Origin of the sequence: Halobacillus karajensis (assembly GCF_900108515.1) — a bacterium.
Lineage (GTDB): Bacteria > Bacillota > Bacilli > Bacillales > Halobacillaceae > Halobacillus > Halobacillus karajensis.
In genome coordinates, this window is sequence record NZ_FNWW01000017.1 from 1 (window position 1) to 16,585 (window position 16,585).

Below are 16,585 nucleotides of genomic sequence, written 5' to 3' on the forward strand. Positions count from 1 at the left end.
TAAGCCCAGCCACTCCCCGTTCTACCGTAAAACCTTCTTCCTCAAGTGCATCACACAACAATTTAGCCGAGCGAAACTCTTCAAATCGAGTCTCCGAAAACTCCCATATCTTATCACTTAAATCCTTGAATTTCTCGCTTTTAACATCTACAAGATTTGATATTATTTCTGTTATATTCATAACTATCTTTCTCCTTTCATCGAATTATTGCTTATTTCATTCTTGATTCTCTGTAAGGTTGGGACATTTCGTTTTCTTTGGTCTAAAAAGGCGGTATGATTTTATCGATTCTTCTTATATAATCCCCTGCATACGCAGAATGATTTCTGCTATAAGAGCTGACCCAAGAAATGTCCCTACCAGCACACACGTCCCTACTACAATACTTTTCCACCCCAATTTGGCAAAGTCTGTCCATGATCGCCCCACGGCAATTCCCGCATAAGCCAGGATCGGGGTTGTCAATGCAAGAGTGTTAACCTCTTCAGTCCACTTGATAATTAGCTCTGATCCAGGCATGGAAGGCAAAGAAATAATAATACCGATGACCCCCATATAAACAATAGCGGGCATTTTAAACGGCAAAATTTCTCGAGCCAACAGACCAGTAACACAGATAAGAAGCATTACAATCATCCCAGGTACAGCCGTCAACGGCAAGACATAGGGGGATTTTCATCTTCTATTAACGACTTTAAATCTGCAATCATAGGGTCCAAGTTCCACTGGTTGTAATCAGGACCCACCTCAACCCATTGAATTAGATCTTCCGGAGCCCCATGAAAATCATAGTTATCAAAAAACAATGCTTCAGAGTATCTGAACCTGTTTTTTAGCTCCTTAGTTACTGTAGTCTTTCCACCACCTGAAACTGAAGCAATTGATATCACTTTTGTCTTATACAATTGATTATTACCCCTTATCCTTTATTTACCCTTTACTTCCGAATAGCCCTCTCATTTGGATGACTCAGTTCCGAGATACATTTTTTCATAACTATTTATTTATGAGCAGCATACTCAACAACTTAGATGAAAATTGTGGTCTCAATCAAGCGATAATATTGTTTTATTCTTTTACGTAGGACAAATGGATACTTAATGCTGCATCAAAATTTCCTTGTGCCATATGATAATCAATCCATTGACGATCTTCTTCACCATAAGCAACGGGTGTTCCAAAATAATTATAAGTCACAGGCTGTTCTACTATCCACCCAGCGTTTTTATACAACAAATAATCTTCGAGCTTTTTGGCAAAATTATAAATCTCCTTGCCCTTTTCTGAAAGCGACTTTTCTTGTTCAAGGCATATTTCAACCCAAAATTCTTCATATATCTGTTTCATGCTTGGCAGGAAATATTGTTGCCAATCTTCCAATCGATTTTGTGTTTTGAGACGGATTACTTCTAATACCGTAGGTGAGGACATGTCTTCCCGTAATTGGTATTGTTCACGTTCCAAGTCAGTTATCTCCACAACCTGCTCATCATTAAGTGAGGAATGAAGGAAAAGTTTTTTTCCAAATGTAAAGAATGTATATATGCTGTACAAACCTTCTGCTACAAACACCTTCTTAATCCGATTGTGATAGCCGTTTGTACTACTTCTGGAATTTTTGACCTTATTTTTCTTAATCTTCTTTGCCATAACTATTTCTCCTCTGGAGGTAAAAATAATAAACTAATGAAATATTAAAAATGGCTCGAAAGCTTTTTCAAGCCTATTTATCCCCTACCCCTGTTCTTTTTACATCATAGCAACCGTGTAAAGTCTTAGTTTATTGTTTTAGAAAAGCCCCCCTTTACTTGAAGGCTCGATTTCAAGGCATTCTTCTGTTTTGGCAGGACACGTTATTCAAACATCCTTTTTCAGCCCTCATAATATAACTATATTCGTAAGCACTATACTAAAGAAAACCAGGGTGGGATAATTAAGTAAATAAGAATACGTTTTGAGATAAATAAACAACTTCCATTAAATTACCATTAATCGTAGAATTCTTTTGTTTATAAAATATTTGTTAACCTTTAGTTTATTTTTACGTTGTAGAATATGTAAGGGAATCACCTATATTCGAGCCGTCTAGAAAGGATGAAAATGATGACTTCTATATTAATTATAGATGACGATACCCACATAGTGAACCTTGTAGGGGTCACTCTACGAGATGCTGGTTTTCACACATATAAAGCAAAAAATGGGTTAGATGCTTTGGAACTCTTAGAGAAATCCACAATAGACTTAGCTATAGTAGATGTGATGATGCCAAAAATGGATGGATACACGCTTACCAAGAAGATAAGAGATACGTACGATATCCCGGTCATATTACTCACAGCTAAAGGTGAACTGTATGATAAAGAACAAGGTTACTCAGCTGGAACAGATGATTATATCGTAAAACCTTTTGAACCAAAGGAACTGGTTTTCCGTGTTCAGGCCGTTTTAAGAAGATATGATAAGCCCAGCAATCATGTTATTCAATTACATGACGTTAAAATTGATAAGAGAAATTATGAAGTCCAAATCGGTAAACAACATCTGCTTATGCCCATGAAGGAGTTTGAGGTATTAGCTTTATTAGCCTCTCGACCGAACCAGGTTTTCAACAGAGATTATCTGATTGAGAATATATGGGGGCTGGATTTCGAAGGTGACGAAAGAACTTTAAATGTTCACATTAAGAGGATACGGGAACGTCTCGGTAAGATCACCTCCACAATTGAAGTTGTAACGGTTCGTGGTGTTGGATATAAATTAGAGGTGACTTCATGAAGTCTTTATATTCCAAATTCTTGATGGCGACGCTTTTCATAATGATTACCAGTTCTTTTATAGGTTTTTTTATTGCGAATGCTTACTATCAAAATAATTTGAAGCCAGAGAACGACACAAAAAATACTGAGATAGCAAGAAGAATAGCTCAATACGCAGAAACACAGGAAAACCTTGATCAATACCTTAAACACACAGCTTCAACTGGATACCAACTTTATGTGGTTGATCGCCAAGGTGAAAGTCATTCTTTTGGAGGATCATTCAATGAAAAGAATTTACCATCTCAAACAGTGGTAAATGTACTTAATGGAAATATTTATCATGGAATGAGGGATTTTCCTAAGAAAACTTTTGTGACAGGTTTCTTTGCGAATGAGTTACGAAATTCTGTAGGTGTGCCCTTTACCCACGACAACACCCAGTATGCCTTATTTATGCGCCCTAACATTAAGCTTTTGTTTAATGAAATTCACATTCTATTGGGATGGATGGGTCTAGCCATATTTATATTAAGTTTAATCGCCGTACTCATTTGGGCCGCAATGATCATACGCCCTGTTCGTCAGTTATCTCAAGCAACGAATAAAGTTGGAGAAAATGGATTTGATATCCACTTAGACATCCATAGAAAGGACGAGATTGGTCAACTGGCCCAAAATTTCAAGGATATGATTTCTCGTCTTGGAGAGTTAGACAAGCTTAGAAGAACGTTTGTATCTAACGTCTCCCACGACATACAAACTCCTTTATTGAATATCCAGGGATATAGTCGTTTATTAGAGAGCAACATGCTGTCGGAAGATGATAGATACACTTACTTAAAAGTCATACAAGAGGAAGCAAACAGGATGTCCACACTATCTAAGCAACTGTTAACCTTATCCTCACTTGAACCGAAAGGAAATACCCTACGTAAAGAAAGCTTTGAAGTATCTAGGCAATTGAGAAGTCTTATCCATAGATTTCATTGGCTCGTAAACGAGAACAACCTCTCATTGACCTACTCCTTTGAAGATGTATGGGTTAAAGGTAATCCAGAACTACTAAATACAGTTTGGAAAAACCTGTTAACCAATGCCATCAAATATAATAAACCCGGAGGATCTATAGACATTACGCTGAAAGAGGCACACGACCATATAGAAATTACATTTACAGATAGAGGAATAGGATTAGGAACTAAGGAAAAAAAACAAATCTTTGATCGTTTTTACCGCGCCGACTTAGCTAGAACAAAACAAGGTACAGGTTTAGGATTATCCATTGTAAAGGAAGTTATAGAACTCCACGGAGGGCAAATTTCTGTAAATAGCCGATTGGAAAAAGGAACGACATTTAAAATATTTCTTCCTCATTTGTAATGAACTATTAACCTTTTGTTCACTTACCTGATTTAAAGTAATCAGTGTAGAGAGCAAAAGGTTTTTTAGAAAGGAATGAGGAGAAATGGATATGGCTTGGAAAGAGATGAAAAAGAATAAAGCAAAATTTCTAATTATAGGGGCTATCGTTTTTCTTATCAGTTTGTTGACGTTCATTATTTCCGGTTTGGCAAATGGATTGTCTCAAGACAACGTATCTTTAATAAAGAACATGCCCGAAGGAACCTTTTATATGAGCGAGGATTCAGATGATTCTCACACACAATCTCATATAGATCCTCAAAAATTGAATGAAACAATGAAAGAAGATGAAAATGCATTCGCTTTTTCGCTTCAAATGGGAGCTCTGAAAACAGAATCAGATAATCAACAGAGTGTTGCTTTCCTAACTTCCACAGAAACTTCACTCTTCACTCGTGTAGACAGTGGAGAAGTCATCCTCGACAGTTCGTTAAAAGACCAAGGAATAAAGGTCGGTGATCAACTGTCCAGTCCCCAGTTTCAAGGAACTTTTGAAGTGGTTGACTTCATTCATAATCAAAGATTCAATCATTCTTCAGTAGCGTTTATCAATCAAAAAGACTTTAATCACATGTTTAGAACTGAAGAATTTCAAATCATATATAGTCCCCAAATAAATGAAGAAATTAGTGGATTAAAGGCATTCACCAAGAATGAATTCTTGTCTACAATCCCAAGTTATCAAGCCGAGCAAATGACTCTCAATATGATTGTTTGGTTTCTCATTGTTATCAGTGGAATGCTGTTTTCTATTTTCTTCTATATGATGAATGTCCAAAAAATAGGTATGTATGGAATACTCAAAGCCTTAGGAATGCGTACAGGTGATTTGTTCAAAATGATATGGAGTCAAATGGGGTTATTAACATGTACCTCGCTTATTGCTTCAGCATTAATAAGCCAAACTTTTCAAGTTTTCGCCCCTGATACGATGCCTTATCACTTACCGATAGCAACGACTGTTCAATTATCTGTTGTATTTTTCGTCGTGGGATTCCTAGGATCTACCATATCAGGCTTTCAAATTAAAAAAATTGAACCTTTAAAAGCAATTCAACAAGGAGAGGCGTAACATGAGTCGATTACAATTAGAGGAAGTAAGAAAGTCTTTTATAAATGGAGACACGGAAGAAGAGGTATTAAAAGGTGTGAATTTAACACTGCGGGAAGGGGAAGTGACCGCACTAATAGGGGCTTCAGGCTCAGGAAAGAGTACCCTCCTGACAATAGCTGCTGGTCTTCAACGTCTTTCTGAAGGTCGAGTGATATTTGGGGACCAGAATTTACCGGATTTGAGTTCAGAACAAGTGAGGAAAATAAGAGCTCAGCATTTCGGTTTTGTGTTTCAAAACTCCCACCTTGTTCCTTTCCTAACCGTTGAAGAACAACTTTCTATGATGATGGATATTGCTGACATGAAAGGAATTAAGCAATATAAACAAACAAAGATAAAGGAAATACTAGATCAAGTGGGGATGTCCCACCGTCTAACAGCCTATCCTTCTTCTCTGTCAGGTGGGGAAAAGCAAAGAGTAGCAGTAGCTCGTGCTATCATACATGAACCCAAAATCCTTTTTGCCGATGAACCGACCGCTAGTTTAGACTCAACAAGGTCTCGACATACGATGGAGTTAATTCAACAGTTAACAAAATCATTCGATATGACTACATTAACTGTTACTCATGATGAAGAAATGCTAGATTATGTTGACTGTATTGTTAAAATGAGTGATGGCAAAATAGTTAATGCCTAGTTTGTTATAAAGAAATTATAAAGGTCAGAGTACAATACTCTGGCCTTTTTAAGACGTTTATACCTTATTACTCTACACTGAAATCATTTTTATCTCGAAACTGAGTCTTCAACTAACCTGCCCTTATCTTGAAGACTCAGCTTCGAGATAATAAACCCTTTGGTCACACAGTATTAACGAGGTCCATTTAATAGTCCCTTAATCCCGATTACGTCCATCCATTAATTACCCTCTATCACAAACGTTTGTTCCTATATTATTACAAAGTAAATAAGTAATTTATTTCACAATTTTACGAAGGACTTTTAGACTACTTGTCGAATAACAAGGTGAAAAAGAAAAGGAGTGTTCAATTTGGAAGACCTTATGATTAAGTTAGAAGAATGGGGAGCAATTTTAAGGAAGCATCATAACGATATGGATAATGAATTATTGGAGTTATACTTAGATATGGCTGGATATTCTGGCATCCTACAGAGCAAAATTAATCGATTGGAAGAAAAAATGATTGGAGGCAAATCATTTACAACTCATTAAACAAGAAAAGGCCCCAGTCTTAACCCGGGGCCTACCTTCAAACTTTATATCCTTTTTGCCTCTTACGTCTTTATCTTTGATGGCCAAGTAATACTTTTAAGGTACCTTTTAGACAACGGATGCTTCGATCACCACAGAGTCTTTTTGTTTAGCAAATGGATTACTTTTAAGGGGAGATCACTTGCTACAAAGAATTATTTCACAAATGTACAAAAATTCCAATAGCATATCCAAAACTTTAACAAAACACTTTAAAACTAAATCAATAATTAAACTATGCCATAATATTTATATACAGCAAAAACTTTTTCCGCAGAAGTATCAAATTCAATAAATATATGAGTCTTCTCAATCCCCAAGGTAATAAACCCTTAAAGAGCTATCAATATTATCACATCATGCCGCCCATGGTTTCACCTAGATAAATAAAGAAAAATAAAGCCTGTGAGATTGATAAAAAGCTATGTTAAATGGTGTGTACTCAATTTAAATAAGAAAAGGGAATAAGTGTATATATCTAAAAGTATGTCATAACGTATGTCATTTAAAAGGAAGTTTCCAAAAATGAAAGTGATTTTCTATTTTCCGATTTTTGTTTGCGCTCCAAAACCTTCAATCTCTTCTGTTACGATTTTATCAGTCAAAAAATTTGGTAACAAAGGTATAAATTGCTTTTCTAATTGTTTAGCAGCCACTGCGTACCTTTTTTGTTTTTTCCTTAAATTCTTTGCTTCAATTACTCGAATATTCTCATCCTTATGCTTGGGGGTGAAGATTAAACCATCTAATTCACAAACTGATTTTTTGTCATTGTTGATAAACCTAAGTGAACCCAAGTAAACAATTATTAGTCCTTTATAAGTTATTGATTCTAAACTTGCCCTAACAGCCTTTAATTCATGTATAGCATCTTTATCATTTGGATGGTGTAATTCATAATAATCAATATAATCGTCAACCTTCTTTATTGTTTTTTTACATCCATTCTCAACGATAAAAGGTGATGTATTCTTAGGGTACTCAAATTCACAAAAGTAATCATCTGTAAGTAAATTCCTAAAGAAATATGTAATTATTTTTTTTATAGCTACTTCTTCAAGTCTACCGTTACTCACATCGTCATAAGAATACTTACGGTACAACATATAATCTTCCAATGCTACACGTATTATTTTCAAACACACTATAATCTTCTTATTATGATCTAAACCTTTATTCATCGAATATACTGTTCTATACTTTGAAAAACTAGGGGAGAAATTAAATGCTATATAACATTCTCTTCCTAATTTCCGCCCTATATCTATCTCTTTCTGGAATACATCTCTCGGGAAATGGTCTCTATGCTTTACAAAAAAAGTAATGCTCAAATTTTTCTCTTTATCCCATGGTATTTCACCATCCGAAATTTTGAAATCCTTATAAAAAGGAGATGTATTTTCATCATTAATTAACATATTAACTTTAGAAATTGCTCTAGTATTTTGGTTATTTTCTAAAAATTTCTGCACTTTAGTATATATATCTATACTTCTATATGTACCCATTAACAAAGTGTTGTTTTCTAGATAAAGGGTGTCTTCTAATAAATCATTTACTCTATCAAAAGCCCCCATTAATCCAGAGCTATATTTACTTAATTCATCAACGAAAAGATTTTCGTTGAATAACACATTCTGTAGACTAATGGAAATAGGAATGTGAGAATAATGACTATCTAAAACTACGTATGATACTTTTCTGATCTTATAATATAGATCCAACCATTTATCGCTTTTATTGGATAATATTTTATCGAAAACCCTCTCACATATTAGTCTATAATCATTTAACTTCTCAGATCTAGATAAAATAAACAATGTATTAATCCATTGGATCTTATAGGAATTAGCACTAGTTAACATTTCATCTAATAAAGTCTTCCCGTTACTTTTCAATCCTTTTTTCAAAGAATTTCTTAAATCATGTTTGTTTGTAAACAGGTAATGAAACCACACTTTATTACTTGAAAACGTCTCTCTAAAATGACCAATGTTTCCAAACAAAACTATTAATTCCAAGATTTCAGCCCCTGTTATCTTATTTTCATAAGATAATACTGGGTTTTCTAAAAATGAGAAATTGAACTTTGACCCTAGCCCCCACTCACTGTTATTTTTCATAAAATTGATCAACATAAATTGCAACAACACATACTCGTACCTTGTGTAGTGTGCTCCATTATGAATATATTTTATTGCTCCTAGTTGATTAATGTCTTTTAATCTAGGTTCAATTTGTAGTTTACTATTACTATACAAGCTATTAACAAACGGGTATATCACGGGTGTTACCACCCCTATACCGTTAATATTGTATTCAATATTAATACTTTGCACTGCTATCTTAAACTCCACCTTTCTTCAGGTTTCTATCTATAATAATTATACTACCCTCACTCCATTTATTACCAACATTACAAATGAGAGAAAATATCCTTGTAAGCCTACAGTTGTTCTATCAAATAAACAATATGATCCTCATAAGTTCAAAAAAATGGTATAATATATAATTATTAGTAGGTTAGAGGGGGGCTAAAGGTAAGGTATGAAAATAGATTTACCTAGAAGATTAAATAGAGACTCAATGTACACTTTACTTCAAAAAGTTATTACTAGAGACCGTAATCCGGTTTCGGATGAACTTGTGCTAAATTTCAGTACTTTATCGAAATTTATTGAACCTTGCGGTGTGACTATTTTAAGCAACCTCATACACTGGCTAGAAAACAGAGGTGTTACAGTAGACATTCTTCCAGGAGAGGTCAGTCGTTGGGAAGATAGCCCTAATAAATTTCTCGATGATTCGATGTTTTTTGAACAACATTTAGGGGAAAAGTTAAATGAATACTCACGGGTAAGAGTTACCACCCTCCCTTTACAGCATGTTAATGCTAAAGATCCAATGGGATGGCTTTCTTATAAATTCACTCCTTGGCTATCCAGACAATTGGATGTGCCTCCAAATCGTTTAGCCACTATACAGGTATGTATGGAATAAATTCTGAATAATATTAAAGATCATGCTGATAATACTACGGGATGCGTTTTTGCTCAATTTATCCCTGGCAATCATGAGGTGTTAATTTCTATATCTGATTTCGGTGTCGGAATCCCGTATAATGTACAAGAAAAACATCCCGAACTTACGGAAAAAGAAGCAATTCGAAAAGCTGTAGAAAGAGGTTTTTCAACTCAAACTCAGCCTTACAATAGGGGACTCGGTTTAGACAACCTAATTTCTAATGTTGTTTTAAACGGAAAGGGAAGCGTTTACATACACTCCCTTAATGGTATTTTATCTTGTCAAAATGGTAATAATAGTATTCAATATAAAATTAATGATGCTTTTGGTCATTATCCAGGGACACTCATTGAATTAGCTTTCAAAACAAATGCAGAAGATATCTTTGATATCGAAGAGGAGGAATTTTCATGGGACGATTAGTAAAACTTCACATTAAGGATTATGTTGATCAAGTTTATTCAAATGATGACGGGGTTGTTATTTATCAAAGACTAAAAAATGAATTAGAGAATTCCAACAAAGTTTCTGTTTCCTTCCAAGATATTAAAGCTTTAAATTCTTCTTTTATCAATAGTGCTTTTGTTGAGCTATTAAATGATTATGACTTTCAGTTCATTAAGGAAAACCTTAGCTTTGTTGATTCAACAAAGGCTATCAATAATACTATTAAGAGTCGTTTTTCTTTTGAAATAGATGAGAGAAAACAATATGTTTAACATAGATTGACTGTATCAAAAAAAATAAATTCTTCAAGAGTTTGAAATACCATAACTCATTAGAAATGAAAAAGCCTCTCCTTGGTCCTTGACCAAGGAGAGGCTTCATAACTATATTTAAAGAAATTCAGTCAATATTCATTATAGGGTTTCAAATCCTTGTGTTGCAAAGGGTTTGAGGACAGCTTACATCAAGCCGCCCATTCCCTGAGTGGAGTAAATACTTAAAGAAGAAAGTGAAATGCGCCTATAAAATAGGCAATATAACCGGACCATCTTGAATTCAGGCTAAATAAGATATCAATATTTATGAACAATTTCCAGTCGTAATCCAGTCAATTATACTGCACATTTTTAACATGGCTTTCTTTCTAAGGGAGTAGCATTATTATCACTTTAGATAATTAAAGCCCTGCTTAACCGGAGTCTTCCTGGTTTTTAATCTAAACTAGTTTGCTAGCGCTCTATTATTATTGAAGTGATAGATTTTCTCTTTAATGATTTCTTTTACTTTGTCATTACAAGGAATAAGTAAGTTTCTAAGGGAATTATCCAACGATGATTCACTAAACGTTTCTTTCCCTTTTTCAATGTAAGTAACATTCAATATTGTACCAATATTGATTTTGGAGATCCCGTTTTCTATCAATACACCGATATCATCATAAGATACACCTGTTCCACCATGTAATACAAGCGGTGCATCCACAGCCTCATAAATCTTGTGTAACACATCGAAATCCAATGCTGCCTTAGAACGGTACTGTCCATGGGCAGATCCGAAAGAAACAGCTAATGCATCGACGTTTGTTTCTTTATAGAAATAGGCAGCCTCCTCTGGATCTGTATGGTTGGAGTGTTCGACGGAAACGCCGTCTTCGGTTCCCCCAATCGCCCCGACTTCAGCTTCTACAGAGACCCCTTGTTTATGAGCGTATTGGACGATGTCTTTAGTGAGGCGAATATTTTCTTCCAAAGGTAAATGAGCTCCATCAAACATGACGGATGTAAACCCGGCATCAACAGCTTTTTTGATAAAATCAAGGTCACTATTATGATCTAAATGAAGGGCGACTTTAACATTTTCCCTTTCCGCTAATGTGCGAGTCATCGAAACAATCAGGTCTAAACCAATATACTTAGCGGTTCCGTTAGAAATTTGGATGCTAATCGGTGTTTTTGTTTCTTTTGCAGCTTCAAAGAAAGAAGGAAGCATCTCCATATTGTGCAGATTGAAGGACCCTATGGCGTATTTTTTCTTTTGAGCATCCTCTAATAATTCTTTTAATGTAACTAACATGTGATCACCTCAAAAATTAGATTTTTTTCCATATCGAATGGAATCTTTATTGTGCTTCATCAACTTTTCAACCATCTCTGCGTAGTGTTCACCCGCTTTAATGTCACCTTTTTTCCACGACTCTTTTTGTAAATAGTTATAAGCTTGCATTAATTTTGTATGAGCATATCCGGGTTTATCCATCATATTGACGCTTCTATTCCAACATTCAATCGCTTCATCAACCTCATTGAGTTGGTAATGGATCTCCCCGATTTTATTTTGCAGATGGATTTGTTCCTCATGATCGCCCTCTGATTCTAATTGGTGTTCATATCTCTCAAGATCTTCTTTAAGTTTGGTTGGGTCGAGCTGTGAATCTGTACTCTCTTGGCTGTCTTTTGGTTGGGATTTCCTTTTAAAAAGTTTATTGAACATTTCGTCTTCACCCCATTAATTGAATAGTTCCAGAAACCAACCTAGTAAGAGTCCTACAGTGATAACGTCCGAATCACTAAATGTTACGTTATTGATATCATAGGCACCAAGCAGTGTGACAAACAGGGCTGGCAGTACGGTAATGAAGAGACCGTGAACTACTCCGCCGAGGATGGTACCGCGTAAGCCACCCACCGCATTACCAAAGATGCCAGCTGTACCACCTGCAAAAAAGTTTGTCATCATACCAGGTATGATTAAAGCTAGTCCAACAGCCGGGAATAAGAACATGCCCAAAATCGTTCCAACAGTTGTCGCTAAGAATCCTAGAATGACTGCGTTCGGTGCATATGGGAAAAGCACTGGACAATCAAGAGCTGGTTTCGAATCAGGTACCAATTTGATCGCAATTCCTCGGAAGGCAGGGATGATTTCAGCTAAAAGCAACCTTACTCCAGCAAGAACTACGTACACGCCAGCTACAAATTGAATTGATTGAAGAAAAGCGTAGACGAAGTAATTTGATCCATCTGATATTTCAGCTACAACTTCAGGTCCTGCAAAAAAGGTCGGAATTAAGTAGACTGGAATCATAACTACCATCATCGATAGATAGGTATCTTGCATGAATTCGAAACTTTTCGGTAACTTGAAGTCCTCAGTGGTATTTTCTTTGTTACCTACTACTTTGGCGACGCCAGCTTGGACTAGATAACCAAATGTACAGTAGTGAGCTAGTGCGATATCATCATTTCCGGTAATCTTTCTGACAATGGGTTGGGCAAGAGCTGGCATCAATACAGCCATTACACCTGCGACTACACCTCCACTGATAATGAGCAAAGAACCTCTTAATCCTGCCATGTATCCTACAAGAGAATATACGGTTGCCATCCATAAGGAGGCTTGTCCAGTTAGAAAGATGTATTTCCATTTTGTGAATCGGGCTAAGAGAATATTAATCGCAAACGCGATCACCATAATCAGTGCTGTTTCTCTTCCAACCAAATTCTGTGCTATGCCGGCAATGGCATTGACATCTGTCACTGTTCCTTCTACATTAAATCCTTCTTGGAAGACAGTACCTAAGTATCCTAGAGTTCCAACAAGAATTTCTGTTCCTGCGATAAGGACTAAAAAACCGAGCAGTGTTTTCATCGTTCCTGTAATAATTTGTCCCACAGATTTTTTCAAAGCAATGAGACCGACCATGGCGACAAGTGAAACGATAATCGAAGCTTGTCCCAAAACATCGTTCACAATGAAATTTAATATTGGCATGCTACTCCCCCCTTAGTGATTACGTGACCTTTTCTAAAACTGGCAGTAGTTTTTCTCTAATTTCTTCCTTATCAACCATCCGCTGCAAATAGATAATTTCAGCCGCGATGTCATATTGTTTGAATTGAGATGCAAAATTTGCCCCTGTAATAATAATGTCTGCCGAGGATGAACTTGCTGTCGATATATCGCAGTGGGAGAGGCTCGATTCAATATTCTCTTCATTTAAAACGTCCTGCACACTCATTTCACAAGCAAAACTACTCCCTAACCCTGCCCCACAGACCACTAAAATATCCGTTTTTTTCATTATTATTCTCCCTTTCCAATTAAAAGATTGTGTACTTGTCCCAGTTTGATCCACGTATCATCTAATTCTTTTGCCTGCGTCGTGACCTCATCTAAATTGACTTTGACTAATTCATTATTTTGCATCCCAACCATAAAGTTAGACTCTTCCTTCAATATTTTTTCTGCAGCATAGGTTCCCATCCTTGTTGCCTGAAGGATATCTATCGTACATGGGTCACCTGCCCGTTGTGTGTAACCCAAAATCGTCTGCCGAACTCGTTCTCCCGTTTCAGCCTCAATTTCTTGACTTATCTTCGCTACCATACCTTGATCCCCTGAAGAATAGCTTGAAGGACGATAGGCAGATTCTGTACACAGAATGACTAAATAACCCCCCTCGTTATGTTGTATATCTTCAATTTTTTGTATCAGTTCCTTCATAGAAAATTCGTATTCTGGTAAAAGGACAATGTTAGCCCCTCCTACAATTCCAGCTAAAAGCGTTAACTGTCCTGATAAAGCACCAAAGGTTTCTACAATGAATATTCGGTTTGGTAAGTTTGACCCCGTTTGATGCAGGTTTGCGACCTGGTTGTGGATTTGTTCTACAGCCGTCATATGCCCTATTGTGTAATCGGTACCAAAGATATCGTTGTCGATTGTCATAGGTATGTGGATAGCGTCCACACCTAAATCTACGAGAGCTTTCACACCTTTGGCTGATCCATCACCTCCAAAGACGACTAAAGTATCAACATTTTCTTTTAGCAAGGATAATTTGATTTGTTGAATCCCTTCTATCGTTTTCGGCAACTCACTTCTCCCACTTTTTAGAAAGAGCTCTCCTTTGGTTCTATATTTCTTGAGTTCTTTCTTAGAGAGCTTGATAGGATGTTCATTTACGATTCCTGAAAAACCCCCCTGAAAACCAATCACTTCAAGGTCTGATAACACAAGGCTATATAGAGCTGCATTGATACCAGAAGCATCTCCACCACTTGTTATACAAGCTACTTTTTTTATCATGGTAACTCTCCTTATTTCATGCTTCCTTGCTTTATGATGTCGATAATGCTTTGTTTATCTCCTTCTAATAGTATTTCTTTAGTGGTCTTATCGTTCAATAGCATAACCAGCTGTCTTAGGGCATTAAGATGAGTCTCAGAGTCGATGCTTCCAAGACAAATCACTAAATGGACTGGATCATTTGTCTCGTGCCCAAATTCGATAGGTTTTTTCAACCGAAGGAGACTTAGGCATAGACTGTTCACCCCCTGGTTAGGTCTTGCGTGTGGCATGGCGACCCCTTTATCTAAAACCACATAAGGGCCATGCTCCTTAACCATTTCAATCATTGCTTCAATATAACGAGGTTCCACTTTTCCATCACGAACTAGCAATTGTCCACCTTTCCGGACAGCGGATTGCCATGTTTCCACTTCGACATTTAGCTCAATCAATTCCGGTTTAAGAACTTCTTCTAACACTGGGCCTGACTTCCTTTCTTCTATAAGATTCTCTCGCTGATGGTTTAATGTGGTGGAAATTTTGTCTCGGTCCTCCTTATCTATAAAAGGATTCACTAAAATGCTAGGGACATGGGTTTCAGGAATAGGAACGGTGGATATAATATAATCGATCTCATATTTCGAGATTTCTTTTTCTAGTTCATGGTAGGGGACGCAATCGACCACAATAATGTTAGGGAAAAATCTGTTCAACCTGCTTTTCAGTAGCTGAACTGTTCCTACTCCACTTCCGCACACGAGTAACGCTCTCACTCTCTCACCATTTACTTCCTTTCGCTCAATGGCAGCTCTAAAATGAAGAGCAATATAACAAATTTCATCTTCATTGAACCTCACTGAAAATTCCTCTTCCAGTACATGGATATTGTGGACAATCACTCCTACCAGCTTTCCATATTCTTTTTTAATATAAGACTTCATAGGATTATCCAGGTCTAAATGGTATTTCAGCCGATAAATAGAAGGTTTCAGATGCGTCAATAAACCTTGTGTTAGCAATTCATCATCCATAAAATCAACTCCACACTGAAAACTTACTTTGGCGATGAATTTATTTGCGACTTCTTTTAAATCTTGATCCATTTCCTCAGGTTGTTGATAAAAGGTTTTGGCACCCAATAAATGAAGAGTGATAAATCCAGCTTCATCTTCAGGAACTTCTTGTTTAGATACGACTTCCATCGCTTTTCTGACCTCTTTGGCTGTTTGATATTCTTTATATTTTCTTAATTCCTCCCATTGAGTTTCAGAGATTTGAATAGTATTCCCTTGCTTTAATCTTTGAATTGCAATAGAAATATGAACGAGTAACCCTTCTAAAGCAATATCAGTCAGTTGAAGAGAGTAGTTATATAAGATGGTGGAAATCCTCTCTTTTAATTGGACGATTGTGCCTTCGTCCATATCTGAGTTATTCAATAACCACTCCAGCCCCATACTATCTCCGAATTTATTTGAGATATTTTTATAAGAACGGCGTATGTCATATTCTTTTCCTTTTAAAGAAAAACCCTTGTTTTTCACGTAGAGTAAATCAACATTTGATTTTTTAAGATACTTTTTTAAATGTTTCAAATCCACGAGTGTAGTACGGCGTGAAACATTCAATAGTTTGGAAAACTCTTTTGAACTAATAACATCATTCTTTTGTATTAGCATTCCTAACAGCGTTGTCATTCTTTCTATAGGTGAAAGACGATTCTGGAAATTAGTAACTTCGTTCACTTGCTTTAATATATTTTCTTTATCTTTGAAGTTAATCGTTAATAAAATTCCTTCACTTTTACTTCTATTGATTCCACCTCCTTCTTTAGAAACAAAAGACTCGATTTCATACAAGTCATTCCGGATCGTTCGCTCGCTAATGTGGTATTCTTCAGCTAATTCACTTGTTTTGATATAAGTGTTTACGCTTGTTAGGTAATGCAAGATATGACGTTGTCTTTCATTCAACACTGTCTATCACCTCTTGAATATATTTTAGAATATTTAACTTAACTATAGATGAGA

Annotated in this window: 18 protein-coding genes and 1 pseudogene; 8 read left to right on the top strand and 11 right to left on the bottom strand. The window is 36.1% G+C overall.

Annotated features, from left to right (window positions below; translation table 11 throughout):
• The 4 genes and pseudogenes from BLW54_RS19540 to BLW54_RS19550 form a co-directional block, all read right to left on the bottom strand.
• Positions 1-181, bottom strand: a pseudogene (locus BLW54_RS19540) (amidohydrolase); the annotation flags it as partial.
• Positions 182-295: 114 nt separating this feature from the next.
• Complete coding sequence (locus BLW54_RS19545; protein WP_244153555.1) at positions 296-628, bottom strand: hypothetical protein; 333 nt, start codon at positions 626-628, stop codon at positions 296-298.
• Between the two features lie 23 nt (positions 629-651).
• Positions 652-906, bottom strand: a complete 255-nt coding sequence (locus tag BLW54_RS20540) for a nucleoside/nucleotide kinase family protein (protein ID WP_139254228.1) — start codon at positions 904-906, stop codon at positions 652-654.
• A 163-nt stretch (positions 907-1,069) separates the two neighbouring features.
• Positions 1,070-1,651 (bottom strand): hypothetical protein, encoded by a 582-nt coding sequence (locus BLW54_RS19550; protein WP_074736379.1) that lies wholly within the window; start codon positions 1,649-1,651, stop codon positions 1,070-1,072.
• 453 nt (positions 1,652-2,104) lie between these two features.
• On the opposite strand from BLW54_RS19550, the gene BLW54_RS19555 reads away from it, so the two are divergent.
• The 5 genes from BLW54_RS19555 (at position 2,105) to BLW54_RS19575 (ending at position 6,476) form a co-directional block, all read left to right on the top strand.
• Entirely contained in the window at positions 2,105-2,779 is a 675-nt protein-coding gene (locus BLW54_RS19555) for a response regulator transcription factor (protein WP_074736381.1), read from the top strand.
• Positions 2,776-4,143, top strand: coding sequence for a sensor histidine kinase (locus tag BLW54_RS19560; protein ID WP_074736383.1), 1,368 nt, complete (start codon positions 2,776-2,778; stop codon positions 4,141-4,143). The genes BLW54_RS19555 and BLW54_RS19560 overlap by 4 nt, the downstream gene beginning before the upstream one ends.
• An 85-nt stretch (positions 4,144-4,228) precedes the next feature.
• The gene (locus BLW54_RS19565) at positions 4,229-5,257 is read left to right on the top strand and encodes an ABC transporter permease (protein WP_035507985.1); all 1,029 of its coding nucleotides are present in this window, start codon (positions 4,229-4,231) and stop codon (positions 5,255-5,257) included.
• A 1-nt stretch (position 5,258) separates the two neighbouring features.
• Positions 5,259-5,939, top strand: a complete 681-nt coding sequence (locus tag BLW54_RS19570; protein WP_074736385.1) for an ABC transporter ATP-binding protein — start codon at positions 5,259-5,261, stop codon at positions 5,937-5,939.
• A gap of 354 nt (positions 5,940-6,293) precedes the next feature.
• Positions 6,294-6,476, top strand: coding sequence for a hypothetical protein (locus BLW54_RS19575; protein ID WP_035507982.1), 183 nt, complete (start codon positions 6,294-6,296; stop codon positions 6,474-6,476).
• A 578-nt stretch (positions 6,477-7,054) separates the two neighbouring features.
• Here the strand turns inward: BLW54_RS19575 and BLW54_RS19580 are convergent.
• Positions 7,055-8,854 carry a hypothetical protein gene (locus BLW54_RS19580; RefSeq protein WP_074736387.1) on the bottom strand — a complete coding sequence of 600 codons (1,800 nt, stop codon included), beginning with the start codon at positions 8,852-8,854 and terminating at the stop codon, positions 7,055-7,057.
• 208 nt (positions 8,855-9,062) lie between these two features.
• Here BLW54_RS19580 and BLW54_RS20305 point away from each other — a divergent pair, with 208 nt between their 5' ends.
• The 3 genes from BLW54_RS20305 (at position 9,063) to BLW54_RS19590 (ending at position 10,258) form a co-directional block, all read left to right on the top strand.
• Positions 9,063-9,515, top strand: a complete 453-nt coding sequence (locus BLW54_RS20305; protein WP_083391581.1) for a hypothetical protein — start codon at positions 9,063-9,065, stop codon at positions 9,513-9,515.
• A 78-nt stretch (positions 9,516-9,593) separates the two neighbouring features.
• A complete protein-coding gene (locus tag BLW54_RS20310) occupies positions 9,594-9,962 on the top strand; it encodes a hypothetical protein (RefSeq protein WP_083391582.1) in 369 nt (122 codons plus the stop codon).
• Positions 9,950-10,258 carry an STAS-like domain-containing protein gene (locus BLW54_RS19590; RefSeq protein ID WP_074736389.1) on the top strand — a complete coding sequence of 103 codons (309 nt, stop codon included), beginning with the start codon at positions 9,950-9,952 and terminating at the stop codon, positions 10,256-10,258. The genes BLW54_RS20310 and BLW54_RS19590 overlap by 13 nt, the downstream gene beginning before the upstream one ends.
• A 448-nt stretch (positions 10,259-10,706) precedes the next feature.
• On the opposite strand, the gene BLW54_RS19595 is transcribed toward BLW54_RS19590, so the two are convergent.
• The 6 genes from BLW54_RS19595 to BLW54_RS19620 are packed head-to-tail and all read right to left on the bottom strand — an operon-like array spanning position 10,707 to position 16,528.
• A complete protein-coding gene (locus BLW54_RS19595) occupies positions 10,707-11,558 on the bottom strand; it encodes a class II fructose-bisphosphate aldolase (RefSeq protein ID WP_074736391.1) in 852 nt (283 codons plus the stop codon).
• A 9-nt stretch (positions 11,559-11,567) separates the two neighbouring features.
• Positions 11,568-11,975: a hypothetical protein gene (locus BLW54_RS19600; protein ID WP_074736393.1), complete on the bottom strand. Its 408-nt coding sequence runs from the start codon at positions 11,973-11,975 to the stop codon at positions 11,568-11,570.
• A 15-nt stretch (positions 11,976-11,990) separates the two neighbouring features.
• Positions 11,991-13,256, bottom strand: a complete 1,266-nt coding sequence (locus BLW54_RS19605; protein ID WP_074736395.1) for a PTS sugar transporter subunit IIC — start codon at positions 13,254-13,256, stop codon at positions 11,991-11,993.
• A gap of 19 nt (positions 13,257-13,275) precedes the next feature.
• Positions 13,276-13,566 carry a PTS sugar transporter subunit IIB gene (locus BLW54_RS19610; RefSeq protein ID WP_074736397.1) on the bottom strand — a complete coding sequence of 97 codons (291 nt, stop codon included), beginning with the start codon at positions 13,564-13,566 and terminating at the stop codon, positions 13,276-13,278.
• Between the two features lie 2 nt (positions 13,567-13,568).
• Positions 13,569-14,573 (bottom strand): 6-phosphofructokinase, encoded by a 1,005-nt coding sequence (locus BLW54_RS19615; protein ID WP_074736400.1) that lies wholly within the window; start codon positions 14,571-14,573, stop codon positions 13,569-13,571.
• Between the two features lie 11 nt (positions 14,574-14,584).
• Positions 14,585-16,528: a BglG family transcription antiterminator gene (locus BLW54_RS19620; RefSeq protein ID WP_167358842.1), complete on the bottom strand. Its 1,944-nt coding sequence runs from the start codon at positions 16,526-16,528 to the stop codon at positions 14,585-14,587.
• Positions 16,529-16,585 lie beyond the last annotated feature (57 nt).